Here is a 16,479-nt window from a genome sequence, read left to right as displayed (position 1 = left end):
AACACAGGAATTAAAAAGAATAACCTTATTCTCATATTTGATTGAATTGTAAAAAATACCCAATGGGTTAAAAAAAATTTCGGAGTAGAATTACTTCATTCAACTATTTTAGTGAATAATAAATTTGGCAGTTGCCTCAGCTTTTCCTGTATTGGAGAGTGCAATAATATGATAAAAATACAAACCATTCAAGATTTTTTTGTTATTCAGCCCTCGCCCGTCCCAATTTAATTCTAAAACACCACCCTGATTATTGGAAACTGTTTGCAATAACCTTGCCACTAAACTCCCGTTCATGTTGTAAACGTATATTCCCACTTGTATTTCATTATCAGGAAAGTTTTGTACCAACCTAAAAGTAGTTTGGTTGGAAAAAGGATTAGGATAATTATACACCGATAAAATACTTAATGGAGCAGGATTAACTGTAAACGATAAAGTTACCGTACTTGCTATATTAGCCACGTTCCAAGCCTTAATGGTTAAAGTATGCTTTCCTGCACTAATGCCATTTAATGGGAATCGGATGGATCCTGCTTGATAACTATTTGGCAAAGCCTCATAAAAACTATTCAATACCATTGGATTATTGGTATTATCATCTAACACTGCCGTAATGTCGTGGCCTATTCCTGCACCAATGGTGTTAATTCCTAATGAATCAAATAAATGAACCAGCAAAATGGGGTTAGGACCAACTGCACTTCCATTAACAAATAAAGTATCATTCAAATAAGCTTTAATGGTTGGCGCACTAACAGCATGGGGCAATAAACTATCACCACCTCCTATTAAAAAATTAGTGCTGTAACCGGCAGCATCAACAGTATTGTTCCATGCATATAAGCTAAGTTTTCCATTTCCCACTTTGTAATTAATATCTTTTGGAACCACGAAACTAACCTGAAATTGTCCATTACTAACCGATACTTGACCTTTATAAATAATATTGGTTTGTTGCGAAAATGTAGTTACGGGGCTTGCAGGATCATTTCCTAAAGTTTTGATGAGCTGTGGTTTGTCGAACAAAGTAGCGATTAAGTTTCCGTTGAAATTAGTTTGTACTTGCCCTTGACTGTTTGTAACAGTTCCACCCAATGTATAGGTATTTAAAGCCTTTAAAGTATCAGCACCCGTTAATCCTTTACCATTTAATGTAGTTACCTGTATTTGTAATGCAGGAAAAGCCAATTGCATGGCCGGATCGCCAAGCAGGGTGAATTTTCTATTGTTCAACACATCGCCACTAGATTGGTAAGTAAGGTTTTTAGCGGTAAGCACTGCATCGCCCAAGTTGGGGTATGCCCCATTTGCCTTTCGTTGCAAAGCAGCTTTCATATAGTTATTGTTAATAATTTGATTGCTGTAAGCAAAAACTACTCGCGTAGTGGTTAATAATGCAATAGCGCCATTTAAACTGTTATACAATAAACCACCACCTAAAGAATTTTTTGTAGGATCGTCGTATGGGGCAAAATCGCAGGTTGCTGTAATAAACAAGGGTAATTTACCGGCATTGTTAAGCTGTTGTAATTCGGTTTGGCCAAATACCGCTGAATTGGATAGTTGTTGATAGCCACCATGTCCGTTATAGTTAAAAAATAAAGCCCCATTATACAACTGATTTACAATGGCGGTGTTAACCTGAGGGTAACGACTACCTGCTGCAGTACTTACCATTGGGTATGCATCTAAATAAATTTTAGTTGCATTTAAAGTACTATCCATTTGAGCAGCAGTAGAAGCAATGGATTCTGCATCTTGCAAATGCAGGTCATTATCTTTATCATCAGCAACAAAAATAGTTTGATTACGCCAGGCTCCGAATGTAGCAGGATTATGATATTGAATTACTTTATTTACCATGGTGGCAGCTTCAGTAATACTTCTTACAGGGAAACGACCAATTGCCAATTGCAACGGAGGTGAAAGGTTAATTTGGTTAATATCATCTGAATTACCTAGTAATGCAAAAAAATCATCGGTAACATAAGTATTCAAAGGTTCTGTACTATTGCTGCTTTCATAAGAAGGAACAAAATTGGTATTGGGTTGTATGCGATTTTTATAATCGAATGAAGCTGCACCCATTAACAACACATACTTTAATCTATTAACAGAGTCGGAACCAAATTTATCGTAGTACATTTTTAAGAAATCGCGAATGGCAGAAGGATCAGCAATACCACTTCCAAACTCTTGAAAAATTTGTGCCGTTGTTACCACCTGAACCCGCTGCTGATAAAAGTTTTGATGAAAACTGGCCAATTGGTTGGCTGCATTTAAAAATTGAGGATGGGTGATAATGATAAAATCAGTGGGAGAAATTTGATGCAAGTTTTGATTCGGTATTTGACCCAAAGCAATGGGCAAAAGGGCATTAGCATCTGAAAAAGCAATAAACTGTCTTAATGAATCGGCTTTTTGTATAAAACTTAGCTGCCGGTTAGTTACCTGTACCTGCATTTCAATGGGCTGTAAAGGCTGAGTAACATCCCAAACACGAGTAGCATTATTAACATTCACTAATTGATATTGAACCACCTGATTCATACCTACTGTGGCAGGATCGGCAAATTGTAAAAAGGGATTATTGGCATACATGGCTAATTGCCGCCTAAATTGTAAAACAATTTTTTGATACCAACCTTGAGCACCCGATACCCCCGGATTAAATGAAAGTGAAAGCTTTAAAACACTATCTAAGCCTGTTAAAACAACTGTTCCTTGTTGTTGTACAGTATTGGCATAAGCATCTAAAAAATAACCCGATACTGCATTAACTGCCGGTGTGGCGAATAGATTACCATTTAATGCCAAACTAAAATTACTGTTGGTGCCAACACTATTACCTGCCAAGTAATAATTAACGGTAATAGGCACTCCATTTAAAATACCCGGTGTATTCACTGTAAAGGTTCTAGTTAATCCGGCCGATTGGTTCAGAGGATTACTCCACCACAGTTTGCCGCTATTCAATAAGTTTACAGAATCGGGCTCAAAAGCCACATGCTCCATGTAACTGTTAACTTGTATTGTTGGATTGAACCCGGAAGGCTGGGTCAAAACCCTTTTGCCGGCAGGCTGAATGGTTAAGAAATAATAAGCGGTATCACTATACAAATTGTTGACATAATTAAACTGTTGGCTTGTAGTATCAAATACCCACTGCTTTGTTCCGGCAGCATAAAATAAAAAGTAATCATTGTTATTAAAAACCCCATCCCCACCATCGTTTACCCAAATGGCATTTTCAAAAAGGTCATCAATTCTGGGCGTAGCATTATTTTCAGGAATCATTTGTCCGCCATTACCATATAAACGAATATTTGCAGAAGGCAAATTAGCCGTGTTTACACCCAAATTTTTTAAGAAATTAACGTCAATTTTATAAACACCCCCCTTTATCACCCCAATTTTATACCAATTGCCGGTAGATAAAACCGATGCCGTAGCATAATTTCTTTGCGCTTTTAACGTTATTACAGCAAAAAGCGTAAAAAAAAGTAGGGAAAATTTTAAAAAAAAGGCAATAGTTTTTGGTTGGAAACAATTTATCGTTTTATTTAGCATACGCAATTACAACGGCAATACCCTGTTTTAAAGGTTAAAATTAGGGTTTTAGATGTAAGTATGCAGGTTTTATATATTTCATGTTCAAAAAATCGCCTATATTCGCAAAGCGCAAAATTTACCCTCTATTTTTACTGATTAAAAACTTTAAATTTCGAAACATGCAATTGCTTACAACTGCAAGAAACTGTGTGCTGTTATTGTCGCTGATTGGCGCTGCTACTTCTTGTAATGTATTTAAGAAGAAACCCGAAAAATCGTCAGTAACGGGTTGGAATTATAATGATAAAACACAGGGTAATTTTTATGTAGCCAAACCCAAAGACATTAATACAGCCCCGGGTTTAGTATTTGTTCAAGGCGGTACTTTTACAATGGGTGCCACTCAGGAGGATGTAATGGGTGATTGGAATAACATTCCCCGCCGTGTTACCGTTAACTCATTTTTTATTGACAAAACCGAAATTGCCAATGTGCACTATCGGGAATATTTGTATTGGGTAGAAAATGTATTCAGCGATACTACTGCATACCCTGAAGTAATTGAAGCTGCCAAGCCCGATACTTTGGTATGGAGAAGTGAATTGGCCTATAATGAGCCCTACGTTGAATACTACTTCCGCCACCCTGCCTACAATTACTATCCGGTAGTTGGTGTAAACTGGAAGCAAGCCAACGACTTTTGTGTTTGGCGTACCGACCGCGTTAATGAATTGGAGTTAATAAAGAAAGGATACATCAACAAAAACAACATTAAAACCGAGATGAATGGTGGTGGTCAGGAAAACTTTAATACCAAGGCTTACTTAATGGGTGAATACCAAGTACAACCCGGAAAACTGGCTACTTCAAAAAGTAATCCATTAAAAGATGCGCAAGGCCGCCCAAGAACTACTGTAAAATTTGATGATGGTATTTTATATGGTGACTATCGTTTGCCTACCGAAGCAGAATGGGAATATGCAGCCTATGGATACATTGCTGAAAACCCGCAAGTAAAAAGAGGCAAAAAATCAAGAGGCGAAGAAAATATTGCTAATAAACAAATTTACGCCTGGAAAAATGCAGGCTTCGATAACCTTCGTTCAACCAAAGCCGGTGCTTACCAAGGCGCTTTCTTAGCTAACTTTAAAAGAGGTGCAGGCGATAATATGGGCGTTGCCGGAGGTTTAAACGACAATGCTGCTATTCCTGCTGAGGTAACCTCATTTGCCCCTAATGGTTTTGGAATTTATAACATGAGTGGTAACGTAAGCGAATGGGTAGCCGACGTATATCGCCCATTAACCAGTTTAGATGAAGATGATTTCAACCCATTCAGAGGTAACGTATTCAAAAAAGTAGATATGAGCCGCGGTACCGGTAATTTACGCGATAGCTTGGGACGTATTATTATGGTTCCGGAATCTGATTCTGCTTTAAGAGAAAGAAGAAATTACCAAAGAGCATATGCTAAAAACTACTTAGATGGTGATTCATTAAGTGGTGTTAGTTACGGATATGGCATTACCACATTAATTTCCGATAAATCACGTGTAGTAAAAGGTGGCAGCTGGAATGACAGACCTTACTGGCTTTCACCCGGCACACGTCGTTTCCTTGAAGAAGACCAAAGCAGCAGTACCATTGGTTTCCGTTGTGCTATGACGCATTATGGTGCGGCTGAAGGAACTTCAAGAAAAGCACAAACAGGTAACTTTTTCCCTGCAAGAAGAGCTAAAAGATAAAAGGAAAGGTAAATACAGCAATGCCACTTTATTGTGGCAAAAGAAAACGCCATCTGCCATTCATGATGGCGTTTTTATTTAAAATAAGTGATGCCTGCACTAAATTGCAATATATTTCAATGAAACTATATGATTAGTATACCACAATTATATGAGCTTTACCTTCAACACCAACAAGTTCAAACTGATACCCGTAACATACAGCCCAATGACATATTTTTTGCTTTAAAAGGACCAAACTTTAACGGTAATGCCTTTGCGCAAGATGCATTAAATAAAGGTGCAGCTTATGCTGTGGTTGATGAAGCACCAAACCAACCCAATGAAAAAATATTGATGGTTGAAAATGTTTTACAAACCTTACAACAACTGGCTTTGCACCATCGCAAACAATTTAGTATTCCATTTTTAGCCATTACAGGCAGCAATGGTAAAACTACCACCAAGGAATTAATTAACGCAGTATTAAGCAGTCACTACATTTGTTATACCACTCAGGGTAATTTAAACAATCACATTGGCATTCCCCTTACCATTTTGCGCATAAAAAAAGATGCACAAATTGCCGTAATTGAAATGGGGGCCAATCACCAAAAAGAAATTGCCGGCTATTGTACCTACACTTTACCTACGCACGGCATAATTACCAATTGTGGGAAAGCACATTTGGAAGGCTTTGGCGGAATTGAAGGCGTAAGAAAAGGCAAAGGCGAGCTATATGATTTTATAAGAGATAATAAAGGCACCATATTCATGAATGCTGATTATGATTATTTATGGAACATGAGTAATAATATTACCGAACGAATTACTTATGGAACCCAAAATGCTGATATTATTGGCAACATTGCCGGAACTAACGAAATGCTAGCGGTACAAATAACGAAGGGAACTAATGAAATAAAAACCATTCATACACATTTAGTAGGCGAATACAATCTCCCCAATGTACTTTGTGCTGTAGCGGTAGGAAAATACTTTAACGTACCGGAAGAAAAAATAAAAACAGCCATAGAAGCCTATCAACCCAACAATAGTCGTTCACAATTAATTGAATATAACAACAATCATATTATTTTAGATGCTTATAATGCCAATCCTACAAGCATGAAAGCAGCAATTGAAAATTTTGCCAAAATTCCAAGCCAACATAAAATAGTAATGATTGGAGGAATGATGGAATTAGGTGCAGATAGTGTTTATGAACATCAACAAATTGTAAACCTGCTTCAACAATTTAACTGGCAGGCGGTTATATTGGTAGGTGGTGATTTTAAGCACGTGAATCATCCCTACTTATATTTAGAAGATTCAATAGCGGCAGCTGACTGGTTCAAAAATCAACATTTAAATAATACATATGTATTAATAAAAGGGTCCAGAAGCATGCAAATGGAAAAAATACTCAATAAATAATCTCGTTCAAATTATGCAGCCATTATATAAAATGTTTCCGCAATTAGAGCCCGCTTTATTAGAAGAAATTGAAGCGAACGCTATTGTAAAAACAATTCCTGCCGATGAAGTATTAATACGCACCGGTCAATATATTAAAAGTGCCTTATTGGTTATTGAAGGAACTTTAAAAATTTTTAGGGAAAATGATGAAGGTGCTGAGTTCTTAATGTACTATTTGCAACCCGGTGAAGCTTGCGCTATTTCATTGGTTTGTGCTTCTAAGATGGAAGCCAGTAAAGTAATGGTAAAATCTGTTGAAGAAAGCATCATAATGATGGTACCTATTCAACTTATGGACCAATGGATGAGCAAATACAAAAGCTGGTATTATTATGTATTAGAAACCTACCGCAATCGTTTTGAAGAACTATTAATTTTAATTGACCATGTGGCATTTAGAAATATGGATGAGCGTTTAATTTTTTATTTAAAACGCTATGCCAAAGCGCACAAAACCAATTTTATTAACCTTTCACACCAACAAATTGCCGATGAATTAAATTCATCCAGAGAGGTAATTTCAAGATTATTAAAAAAATTAGAACAAAAAAAGCTGTTAGCACTTTCCCGAAACACTATTGAATTGAAAGAAAATTTTTATAAAGAAATTATAGATTAGCGTAACAATTGTCACATTTTGTTAATACCCTTTATATGAATTTTGCAGAAAGAGATTTTGTGAGTAAGCGATTTATTTCAGGGCAGCAACCGGTGCAACATTATTTAAAAGATTTTTTTAGAAATGGTGCAATTATTATTGACATAAGGCCAAATGATGCCTATCATCAAGAACATATTAAGGGAACTACCAATATACCTCTTGAAAAATTAAAATTGGCAATTCCTGCATTAAAACAAATTAACAGAGTATATATATTGGTATGTGAAACAGGGGCCAGTAGCAGCATTGCAGTAAATATGCTTAGAAATGAAGGCATTGAAGCCTATAATGGAGGTTGTTGGAAACAAATAAGTGAAATTGTATTGAATTAAATGAACTAAAAGTTAAAGGTATATGCGTAAAACAAGAAAAAATCCGGGTTATTTAATTGCAACTTTAACCAATAAATGCCCAAGATGCAGACAAGGAAATATATATGTTACGCAAAATGCCTACGACTTAAAGCATAATATTGAAATGCATGAAAAATGCCCTGTTTGCGGACAACCAACTGAGGTTGAAGAAGGTTTTTATTACGGAACAGGTTATGTAAGTTATGCATTATCTGTAGCTTTCTTCGTTACTACATTTGTTGCTTGGTGGGTTCTTATAGGCATGTCTTTTGCCATTGATGATATGCGCATTTTTTATTGGATGGGTACGTCCATTATCTTAATTATACTAATACAACCTTTAATCATGCGTTTATCACGTTCTATTTGGCTTAGCTGGTTTGTAAAATATGATCCGGAATGGGAGAAGCATCCGGCAAAAGAAAAACTATATTAAGTTACCCATTTATAAGAATAGCTGATACTGTAAAGTAACTGCATTCAAACGTTCTGTTTGAACAATCACATTATTTTCAATAGCATAAACGGGACGATTTTGTATATCAAGCGTAATTTTTGATTGTTGCCCATTCATTAAATAATTCAAGCCAACATTAAAGGTATGGGTAGCCAATCCGTTTAATTTATCATACTTAGCTAATGTTGCAGATGCATACGGCAAAAACTTTCCTTTTACTTTTTCATTTTTATTACCAATTAAATACCCCAACTGTGCATAAACAATATGTCCTGTTCCAAACATCGGCAATGCATTTCCGTAAACAGGCCCATTGTTCAACAAACTATTATTGGCATTTAAAACAGTGCCATTAGCGGGATTCATGATGCCATTGTATCGCAAATAATTTTTTCCATAATTGGTATTGATATAACCTAAATAGGCAGATATGGCTGAACCTTTTTTACTATTCAGTGACATGTCTAAAAAACTTTCAATCGCAAAATGCTGCATTGGTTGATAAAGGGTGTCATTATTTTGTAAATGCCAGGATGCATTAGCCTGATAAATACCACCCATAGCAATATTCCATATTTTCTTTTTGCCCAAATAGGTACCAGCCATATAAGGAGTAGTATGAGGTTCCTGCTCAAAAAATTGATATATAATGTATGCCTGCTGCTGTAAATTATGGCGCTTTTGTGCAAATGTTGCATCACTGTTAATGGTAAATAAATTTGTGCCGGCCGATGTAATAGGGAAAGGATCGCTTAGAATAAATCTGTAATCAAATTTACCCAATTGGCCACGGGCATAAAAGCTTAACTTACGACTAAAGATATCTGTTTGATCAACAGTTGTTTGTAAAAAAACTGGAACATCCATGGTTAAAATACTGCTGATAGATGGTTGCGTGAATCTGGAAAGCCCGGCAGCAATTGTAAGTCCGGCGCCTAATTTTAACTCGTTACCTGATGTAAGACTATATTCACACAAGGCATCATGAAAAAAAGCAGCTACTTTTCTATTACCATTGTTGCTATTGTATTGTGCATTAAAATTGTTTTGCCCAAATTGAAAATACAGAAAAGCCCTATCCGTTATTTTACCAAACATTTGTATTCTTGTACGGCGTAAACCAATATCAAACGTATTTTTTTGCAAATCGCCTTCTACTGTTGTACCCGGATTGTTTTGATTATACCTTAACCAAACCTGATTTAAGAATGTAAATTGAAAATATTGACTTCCTGATTCATTTAAAGAAAAACGTAAACTATTTTGTTGGGCAAAGCAACAGTTAATACTTAAAATAAGTAAACCAATAAAACGCATATAGCCAGGGTTAATTTTTCAAAGCCGTAATATAATAAAGCTAAGTTTACCCTGCAATACTTTTACAAACGAAAGTGTAATTAACTATTTTTTTGATGAACGCTTGAATTTCGCAGTATCATCAGCATAATGTGTACCGTGCAAATAATCGTAGTGACTACGAATTAAAAAATCTGTGAGATTAATGGTTGGCTGCATAGTGTACAATATTGATTTATAACGCTGTTGAAGTGCATGATTGTTACCTACTTTAAACACTAAGGTATCAAGGTTATTTAACCAAATCAGTTCTTTATGCGAAGCTGAAATTAAACGGAAAGTATCTAAATACTTTTCCCAAAAAATGCCTTTGGGTGTACAAACAATTTTTTGTAATGCAGATTGAACAGAGTCACCTTGCTGCATCTTAAAATTATATACATGAATCAACAAATCATTTTGCCTGCTAAAATATACATAAGAGGTATCTCTGCCTTGTATTACCCGCCAGTTATTGTTGCCGAATAAATGATAGATACTGTCCATTTGATACACGGGCATTAATACAACCTCATTAAAGGTGTTTTCTTTTTTTTGTTGTGCACAGGCCAATAACAACAAAACATTCAATAGCATCAATAAAAAACGAACCATATTTATGAATAAAAAAGAAAACAACAGTCCCATATGTATAATATGAGACCGTTGTTGTGATAAATGAAATATTAATTAAACTTTGTCCATGTTTTCCACCAGGCATCACCCGGAGCGCAAGCACCAATATATGCTACAGATGTGAAAAAACTGTTTGTCAATTTTGGATGGGTAAAAGATGCACCTGACTTTGCAGGTGAGTTAGCTGTTGGATTAAAATCGGGGGTTGAGTAGTTAAAAGGATCTCCTAATGCCAACTCACTGTTTTCATTCAATATGGTATTTTTATAAGCAGTTGTATTGTACCATCCTAGAATTGATGCGTCAGTTGCACCGGTTGGTGCAGTGGCAGAAGGTGCATATTTAACAGGGGTTGTACAGCCTGCTATCATAGTATTTTGTACAAATAAACTTGGATTGGAACCTGAAAAATTTAAATCGGTTGGTGTACCCTTACTGGCATCAATTAATAAACCTTGGGGCCATCCGGCAATAATTGAGTTCATGATGCTGATGCTAGAATTCCTTCTTATTTGAGCACCGCATAAAAATAAATTATTCCCCTTATTATTTATTTGTGCTTTCGGGCCTAATACCGTCATATTACTAAATACGGCATTAGTCTGTGGCAATAACGTACTGCCATTGGCGTCGTTATCACTTTCAAAAGCTTCACTTTTTGAAATGTCGGCTACGGCACTATCACGCAAAGCAATACCAAATTGAACATTACCCTGGTATCCGTTGTCGGTATCAAAATCATCATCTAAAGTTCTAAATGAAATCAAGTGTTTACAATTAACGGTTCCGCCAAACCATTCAAAAGAATCATCATTTGCATACGAAACTTGTACATAATCAACTACCGTACCATTACCTACACCACCAAATGTTAACCCATTAATTTCCTTATCAGGTAAAAATGCATAACCGGCATATTCTATACGAACATATCTTAAAATTCCACTATTGTCGGCAGGATTAGAACTGGCACCCAAACCATATAAACCCAATCCATCAGCATTGTTAATGCCACCTTCAATTTCACCAACACCGGCTTGTCCATTAAAAGATGCATTGGTAGGTGCTTGGCCTAATAATACTAAGCCAGACCAATCGCCCCTTTGAGGATTAGCGGCTTCTGAAGTAAATACAATCGGCTTATCGGGCGTACCATCGGCAATAATTTTTGAACCGCGAGTTATTACCAAACCACCTGCTTTATTTAATTCACCTACAATTTTAGTACCGGGCTCAATGGTTAAAATTGCTCCTTCCGTTACATAAACCAAACCACGTAATTTATAAGTGTAGTTGGCTTTTAAAGTTGTGTTCACTTTAATTCTTCCTTCTAAAATTGTATTTTCAGTTCCCTGAGGTTGTGTGGGTGTTGAATTACTCACCGTTCCATCTACCTCAATTTTTCTGCATCCGCTAGTAATAAAAAGGGCTGCAGTTAGCATCATGAATAATTGCTTCATACGTAAAGTTGGTTTAATTGAACAATTTTATTTTATAATTGAATAAGCAAATGCTACGTTAATGTTGGTACCATACTTCCTTCTGATTGCAAGGGCATCAACACCGGCATCATATTTTTTATTATCATTTAAATCGTGGTAAAAACGGGCTTCCTGATTAATAATATCAGAAATATTTAATTTGATTTCCCCTCTGTTTTTCAATACTTTTTTGGCAACCTGTAAATCTAACAACGGCCTTGGTGCCTCCCATACCGGTGGATTATCACTACCCCCTACATAATAAATACGGCGACCAATTTGATTGTAGAGCAGCGTAGTATTTAATCCTAAACGTGGCACATCATATTGCAAGCCGATATTTAACAAGTATGGACTTTGTCCCTGCATGGGTCTGTCTAAACTGGGTACACGGTTGTAGATGTAGGAAAGATTTCCCTGTACCGTAAAATTTTTAAGTGCATAAAACATATCTAATCGCTTTCTAAATTCTACCTCTGCACCTACACTTTGTGCATTATCGGGCGAAATATAATTGAAGGTACCTGAGCTGCCTGCACCGGTATTATTGAAATATAACTCGGTAGGATTTTGAAAGTATTTGTAGAATACACCTACATTAAAAATTTCTCCGGCACGTGGATATAATTCATACCGTAAATCAATATTTGAAATTTTAGTACGCGGCAAATTCGGATTTCCGGTTATGGTGGCACCTAAATCAAAATCATAAAACGCAAATGAAGATAACTCTCTAAATTCAGGGCGAATAACTGTTTGAGAACCGGCTAATCGGATATTTACTTTGTTATTTACTTTATAGGTAGCATTAAACCCGGGTAATACGTCTAACTTTTCAGTATGCAGGTAACGGGGATCAGCTTTGCGTACACTGCCTAATAACTGGTCAAAATTTTCAACCCTTGCACCCCATATAACACGCAGCTTATTATTCAATAACTGATTATCAACTTGTACAAAACCTGCATTTAAAATTGAGTTAGCAAGGTATCGGTAACGAATGTCATAAATTTCATTAAACGCAAATTTGTTATCGGTACCATTGCCAAAGTTTTGCGGACTAAATACTACATCAGGCTGCTGTAAACGTAATGCCGGATTATCGATGGGTAAATAAATAGCAAAGGGACGTGAATCGAATAAGCGATCTTTTACCTGAAAGAAATATCCTGCTTTAATAGTTTGCAATTGATTTTTTACACGATACGACTTGGTAATATTTCCCCCGGTTGTATATATATAATCATTTAAAAAACCATAGTAACGGCTACCGCTGCGTTGCGAAGTTTTTGAAGCACTAATTAATAATTCATAAGGTGATGTGGGTACCAAAGGATCTTCCTGATTGTATTGAATACGTCTTTGATCTGGAATATATTGATCAAGAATGGCAAAACTGGCAAACCAATCTAACTTAATTTGAAATGGTCGAATAAAATGCTCACCTGAAAGATTGGTATTATAATAAGTATTGGCCTTAAAGGCTAATTCTGTGGCACGTATATTATCACCGGTGGTTGAATTGGTTTCAAAATCTTTACCGGTTCGCTCCGTAGTGTAGTCTGATGTATTTACATTAAAAATATTTTTCCACGACAATTTATTGTAGTTACCTAACTGTAGGGTTAATGAACCCAAGGCACCCCATAAAACATCATTAGCATATTTGTTATTGGTATAATCGAAATTAATGCTGGCCTGGCTGTTTGAGAAAGAGTATATTCTGTTTTCAAAGAAAGTGCGGCGAGGCGATAAATTATAATTCAATGCAAATACACCACCCAACTTATTACGTACCCCCATTGTTGTATTAAAGCCTCCGGCTATTCTAAAATTTTTTGAAATCAGGGCTAAGTTGTTATTCTGTGCATTGGCCGACCATATATTCTCAAAACGTTTACCCCAATTGGTTTTTTCTTCAGGCGATAAATCGTTAAACACTGATTTGGTAGGAATACCGGCGGGCAAAGCTCTGGTACCGTCATCAAAACCTAAGAAATCTAATTTGCCGCCTTTATAATTGTAAAAGTCATGCCCAATGGTTTGCGTATTTATTCCAGTACCCACTTGCACTTCCATAAATTTTTTTAAGGGCACATCATTGGTTGTAATTTGTACAAGCCCCCCAGCCCATTCGCCGGAATATTCCGGTAAAAATGTTTTATTGATGATAATGTTATCAATAATGTTAGAAGGGAAAATATCGAAAGCAAATGTTTTTCTATCCGGCTCAGTTGTACTCAACAAAATTCCATTCAACATGGCTTGGTTATATCTATCGGCCAATCCTCGTACAACCAAATAACGACCATCAATTACTGAAAGGCCCGGAATACGCTTTAATACCTCACCGGTATTTCTATCGGGTGTTCGCTTAATGGCTTCAGCAGATAATACTTGTGCAACAACGGCAGTATTTTTTTGGTACTGAATAGCACTATTAATGGTTTCAACTTTTGCTTGTGTTCGTGCGGCAGACTTAACCGTAACATCGCCTAAATTGTTACCTGCATCTTCCATATGTATCGCCAATGGCTCACCGTTAGTTTCAGCCGTTACATCGGTTATTGTTTTTGTTTGGTAACCAACATAGCTTATTTGCAAAGTATATTTTTGGCCAACAATGGCTTTAAATGAAAAAAAACCATCTACATTGGATTTTATTACCTGTGTTGTATTTGCCCCGCTAATGGTAATGGTAGCACCTGCCAAAGGTTCATTTTTACTGCCATTTACTTTTCCTTGCACTGTAACCATTTGTGCATAAACAAGGGTATAACTTAAAAAACAGCTTAATAACAAAATAACTTTCTTCACAAACTTTAGCTTTGTTTGCGGCAAAAGTAAAAGGGTGTTTTACCATTTAAGCGAAACTTAAATTAAGCAATTATTAAGTTTTTTAAGCAGCAATTAAAATATTGAAACTCAATAATAACGGGCATTACAGAGATAAAAAGCAGAAAAATTAATAAAAAGTTAATACAGAAAATTTGCGCCAGTAGTTGTAAAAAATTATGCAGAGGGGAAGGGATTCGAACCCTCGATACGGTTTCCCGTATACACACTTTCCAGGCGTGCTCCTTCAACCACTCGGACACCCCTCTGTTTGTTTTGCTGCTGTTGTTGTTGCAGATGAACGGATTGCGACGCAACAGGTGTTAAATCGGCGTTACAGCAGCCGGTATCAAAAATAAAAAATTGGGCAGCAAAAATAGGGTTTACCTACTATATTGGGAATATTTTTTGTGCATTAGCTGTTGTAATAGCCGCCAACTCCTCTAAACTTACGCGTTTAACTACAGCTAAATGTTCGGCAATGTATTGCAAATAGGCAGTTTCATTGCGTTTTCCGCGATAAGGCACCGGCGTTAAATAAGGCGCATCGGTTTCCAATACCAGGTGTTGCAAAGGAATTTTCTCTAACACTGCCGGCAGGCCGGCGTTTTTATAAGTTAGTACTCCGCCAATTCCTAATTGAAAATTCATGTCAATAATTTGTACCGCACTTTCGTAACTGCCACTAAAACAATGAAAAATTCCTGTTAACCCTTTTTGTGCAAATGGTTTTACCCTGTTAATGGTTTCTTGCATGGCATTACGCGTATGAATTACTATAGGCAATTTATATTCTAACGCCCATTGCATTTGCGTATCAAAAGCTTCATATTGTTGCCGGGTAAAGGTTTTATCCCAATAAAAATCTAAACCAATTTCACCTACTGCTGCAAAGCTTCGTTGTTGTAAATATTGATGTACCAGTTGTAAAGCATCATTTACTTTTTCGTTCACGGAACAGGGATGCAAGCCCATCATAGCAAAACAATTTTGCGGATATTGTTTTTCTAATTGAAGCATTGCATCATAAGTGTCTGCATCAATGGCAGGCAAATACATTTTAGTAATGCCTGCAGCTAAAGCGCGCTGTATTACTGCATCGCGATCATTATTAAATTCTTCAACATACAAATGGGTGTGCGTATCAATGAATTGCATAAAATATTTTTTATTACCCTATTCACAATAAAAAAAACCAAGTATCGTTTAATAGGTTACAATTACAAAATTGTTAGAAAGTATAAAACAAATTCAACTTTGTTTTCATAGGGTACGGAATAAACAGGGCCGGAGTATTTACTCTGGCCATTTTTATGTAATAGCTTTAAATGCATAGCCTTGACGTTTAAAATGTTCTAACACTTTAGGCAATACATATTGCAAATGATTGAATGCTTTTACACTATCGTGAAAAACAACAATAGAGCCGGGCTGTGCAAAACCAACTACATGTGCCAAGCATTCAACAGAACTAATTGAGGTATCAAAATCACCACTCAATACATCCCACATTATTATTTTGAAAGGCTGCTGCATATTATTGGAAGCCGGAGTTTGCAATACCTTTGCCTGAAAACGGGTAATACGGCCATAAGGCGGCCTAAACAAAGTTGAATCAATGTATTTTTTTGCATGAAATATATCTTCAATATATTCCTGATTGGGTGTTTTCCATCCGTTCACATGTTGAAAACTATGGTTACCAACTGCATGCCCTTCATTTAAAATTCGTTCATAAATATTCCCTAATTGCGCTACATTTTTTCCCAAACAAAAAAAGGTTGCTTTTGCCTCATATTCCTTCAACACATCTAATACAAATGGCGTAGCTGTTTTTTCAGGACCATCATCAAATGTTAAAAAAAGTGTTTTTTCTTTAACCGGTATGCGCCAGGTTAATGTAGGATACAATGCCCTTAACCACCACGGTGTTTTAACGAAATACATACTACAAAGATATTTG

12 protein-coding genes and 1 tRNA gene are annotated in these 16,479 nt (G+C 36.3%); 5 read left to right on the top strand and 8 right to left on the bottom strand.

Annotated elements, in window-relative coordinates; genetic code table 11:
* Positions 1-108: 108 nt before the first annotated feature.
* Complete coding sequence (gene porU, locus LX80_RS04245) at positions 109-3,573, bottom strand: type IX secretion system sortase PorU (protein ID WP_111293805.1); 3,465 nt, start codon at positions 3,571-3,573, stop codon at positions 109-111.
* Positions 3,574-3,734: 161 nt separating this feature from the next.
* On the opposite strand from porU, the gene LX80_RS04240 reads away from it, so the two are divergent.
* The 5 genes from LX80_RS04240 (at position 3,735) to LX80_RS04220 (ending at position 8,208) form a co-directional block, all read left to right on the top strand.
* Positions 3,735-5,300, top strand: a complete 1,566-nt coding sequence (locus LX80_RS04240) for an SUMF1/EgtB/PvdO family nonheme iron enzyme (RefSeq protein WP_111293804.1) — start codon at positions 3,735-3,737, stop codon at positions 5,298-5,300.
* A gap of 129 nt (positions 5,301-5,429) precedes the next feature.
* On the top strand, positions 5,430-6,716 hold the full coding sequence (locus LX80_RS04235) for a UDP-N-acetylmuramoyl-tripeptide--D-alanyl-D-alanine ligase (RefSeq protein WP_170120371.1): 1,287 nt from the start codon (positions 5,430-5,432) through the stop codon (positions 6,714-6,716).
* 13 nt (positions 6,717-6,729) lie between these two features.
* Entirely contained in the window at positions 6,730-7,377 is a 648-nt protein-coding gene (locus LX80_RS04230; protein WP_111293803.1) for a Crp/Fnr family transcriptional regulator, read from the top strand.
* 35 nt (positions 7,378-7,412) lie between these two features.
* A complete protein-coding gene (locus LX80_RS04225; protein ID WP_111293802.1) occupies positions 7,413-7,751 on the top strand; it encodes a rhodanese-like domain-containing protein in 339 nt (112 codons plus the stop codon).
* Positions 7,752-7,773: 22 nt separating this feature from the next.
* Positions 7,774-8,208, top strand: a complete 435-nt coding sequence (locus tag LX80_RS04220; protein ID WP_111293801.1) for a DUF983 domain-containing protein — start codon at positions 7,774-7,776, stop codon at positions 8,206-8,208.
* 9 nt (positions 8,209-8,217) lie between these two features.
* Here the strand turns inward: LX80_RS04220 and LX80_RS04215 are convergent, their stop codons facing one another.
* From LX80_RS04215 to LX80_RS04185, 7 genes are all read right to left on the bottom strand, one after another.
* Positions 8,218-9,546 carry a hypothetical protein gene (locus LX80_RS04215; RefSeq protein WP_111293800.1) on the bottom strand — a complete coding sequence of 443 codons (1,329 nt, stop codon included), beginning with the start codon at positions 9,544-9,546 and terminating at the stop codon, positions 8,218-8,220.
* A gap of 84 nt (positions 9,547-9,630) precedes the next feature.
* A complete protein-coding gene (locus tag LX80_RS04210) occupies positions 9,631-10,179 on the bottom strand; it encodes a hypothetical protein (RefSeq protein WP_146250372.1) in 549 nt (182 codons plus the stop codon).
* Between the two features lie 71 nt (positions 10,180-10,250).
* Complete coding sequence (locus LX80_RS04205) at positions 10,251-11,660, bottom strand: hypothetical protein (RefSeq protein WP_111293798.1); 1,410 nt, start codon at positions 11,658-11,660, stop codon at positions 10,251-10,253.
* A 27-nt stretch (positions 11,661-11,687) separates the two neighbouring features.
* Positions 11,688-14,498 (bottom strand): TonB-dependent receptor, encoded by a 2,811-nt coding sequence (locus tag LX80_RS04200; RefSeq protein WP_111293797.1) that lies wholly within the window; start codon positions 14,496-14,498, stop codon positions 11,688-11,690.
* A gap of 200 nt (positions 14,499-14,698) precedes the next feature.
* Positions 14,699-14,785 (bottom strand) — tRNA-Ser (locus LX80_RS04195).
* A 121-nt stretch (positions 14,786-14,906) separates the two neighbouring features.
* Positions 14,907-15,674 (bottom strand): TatD family hydrolase, encoded by a 768-nt coding sequence (locus LX80_RS04190; RefSeq protein WP_111293796.1) that lies wholly within the window; start codon positions 15,672-15,674, stop codon positions 14,907-14,909.
* A 153-nt stretch (positions 15,675-15,827) separates the two neighbouring features.
* The gene (locus LX80_RS04185; RefSeq protein ID WP_111293795.1) at positions 15,828-16,463 is read right to left on the bottom strand and encodes a polysaccharide deacetylase family protein; all 636 of its coding nucleotides are present in this window, start codon (positions 16,461-16,463) and stop codon (positions 15,828-15,830) included.
* Positions 16,464-16,479 lie beyond the last annotated feature (16 nt).

Source organism: Hydrotalea sandarakina, assembly GCF_003254115.1.
GTDB lineage: Bacteria > Bacteroidota > Bacteroidia > Chitinophagales > Chitinophagaceae > Hydrotalea > Hydrotalea sandarakina.
This window is presented reverse-complemented; position numbering and strand designations above follow the sequence as displayed.

What these genes read in the sequence shown, in the direction of transcription:
- porU (WP_111293805.1), bottom strand. Translation starts at nt 3,573, where the DNA reads ATGCTAAATAAAACGATAAATTGTTTCCAACCAAAAACTATTGCCTTT.
- LX80_RS04240 (WP_111293804.1), top strand. Translation starts at nt 3,735, where the DNA reads ATGCAATTGCTTACAACTGCAAGAAACTGTGTGCTGTTATTGTCGCTG.
- LX80_RS04235 (WP_170120371.1), top strand. Translation starts at nt 5,430, where the DNA reads ATGATTAGTATACCACAATTATATGAGCTTTACCTTCAACACCAACAA.
- LX80_RS04230 (WP_111293803.1), top strand. Translation starts at nt 6,730, where the DNA reads ATGCAGCCATTATATAAAATGTTTCCGCAATTAGAGCCCGCTTTATTA.
- LX80_RS04225 (WP_111293802.1), top strand. Translation starts at nt 7,413, where the DNA reads ATGAATTTTGCAGAAAGAGATTTTGTGAGTAAGCGATTTATTTCAGGG.
- LX80_RS04220 (WP_111293801.1), top strand. Translation starts at nt 7,774, where the DNA reads ATGCGTAAAACAAGAAAAAATCCGGGTTATTTAATTGCAACTTTAACC.
- LX80_RS04215 (WP_111293800.1), bottom strand. Translation starts at nt 9,546, where the DNA reads ATGCGTTTTATTGGTTTACTTATTTTAAGTATTAACTGTTGCTTTGCC.
- LX80_RS04210 (WP_146250372.1), bottom strand. Translation starts at nt 10,179, where the DNA reads ATGGTTCGTTTTTTATTGATGCTATTGAATGTTTTGTTGTTATTGGCC.
- LX80_RS04205 (WP_111293798.1), bottom strand. Translation starts at nt 11,660, where the DNA reads ATGAAGCAATTATTCATGATGCTAACTGCAGCCCTTTTTATTACTAGC.
- LX80_RS04190 (WP_111293796.1), bottom strand. Translation starts at nt 15,674, where the DNA reads ATGCAATTCATTGATACGCACACCCATTTGTATGTTGAAGAATTTAAT.
- LX80_RS04185 (WP_111293795.1), bottom strand. Translation starts at nt 16,463, where the DNA reads ATGTATTTCGTTAAAACACCGTGGTGGTTAAGGGCATTGTATCCTACA.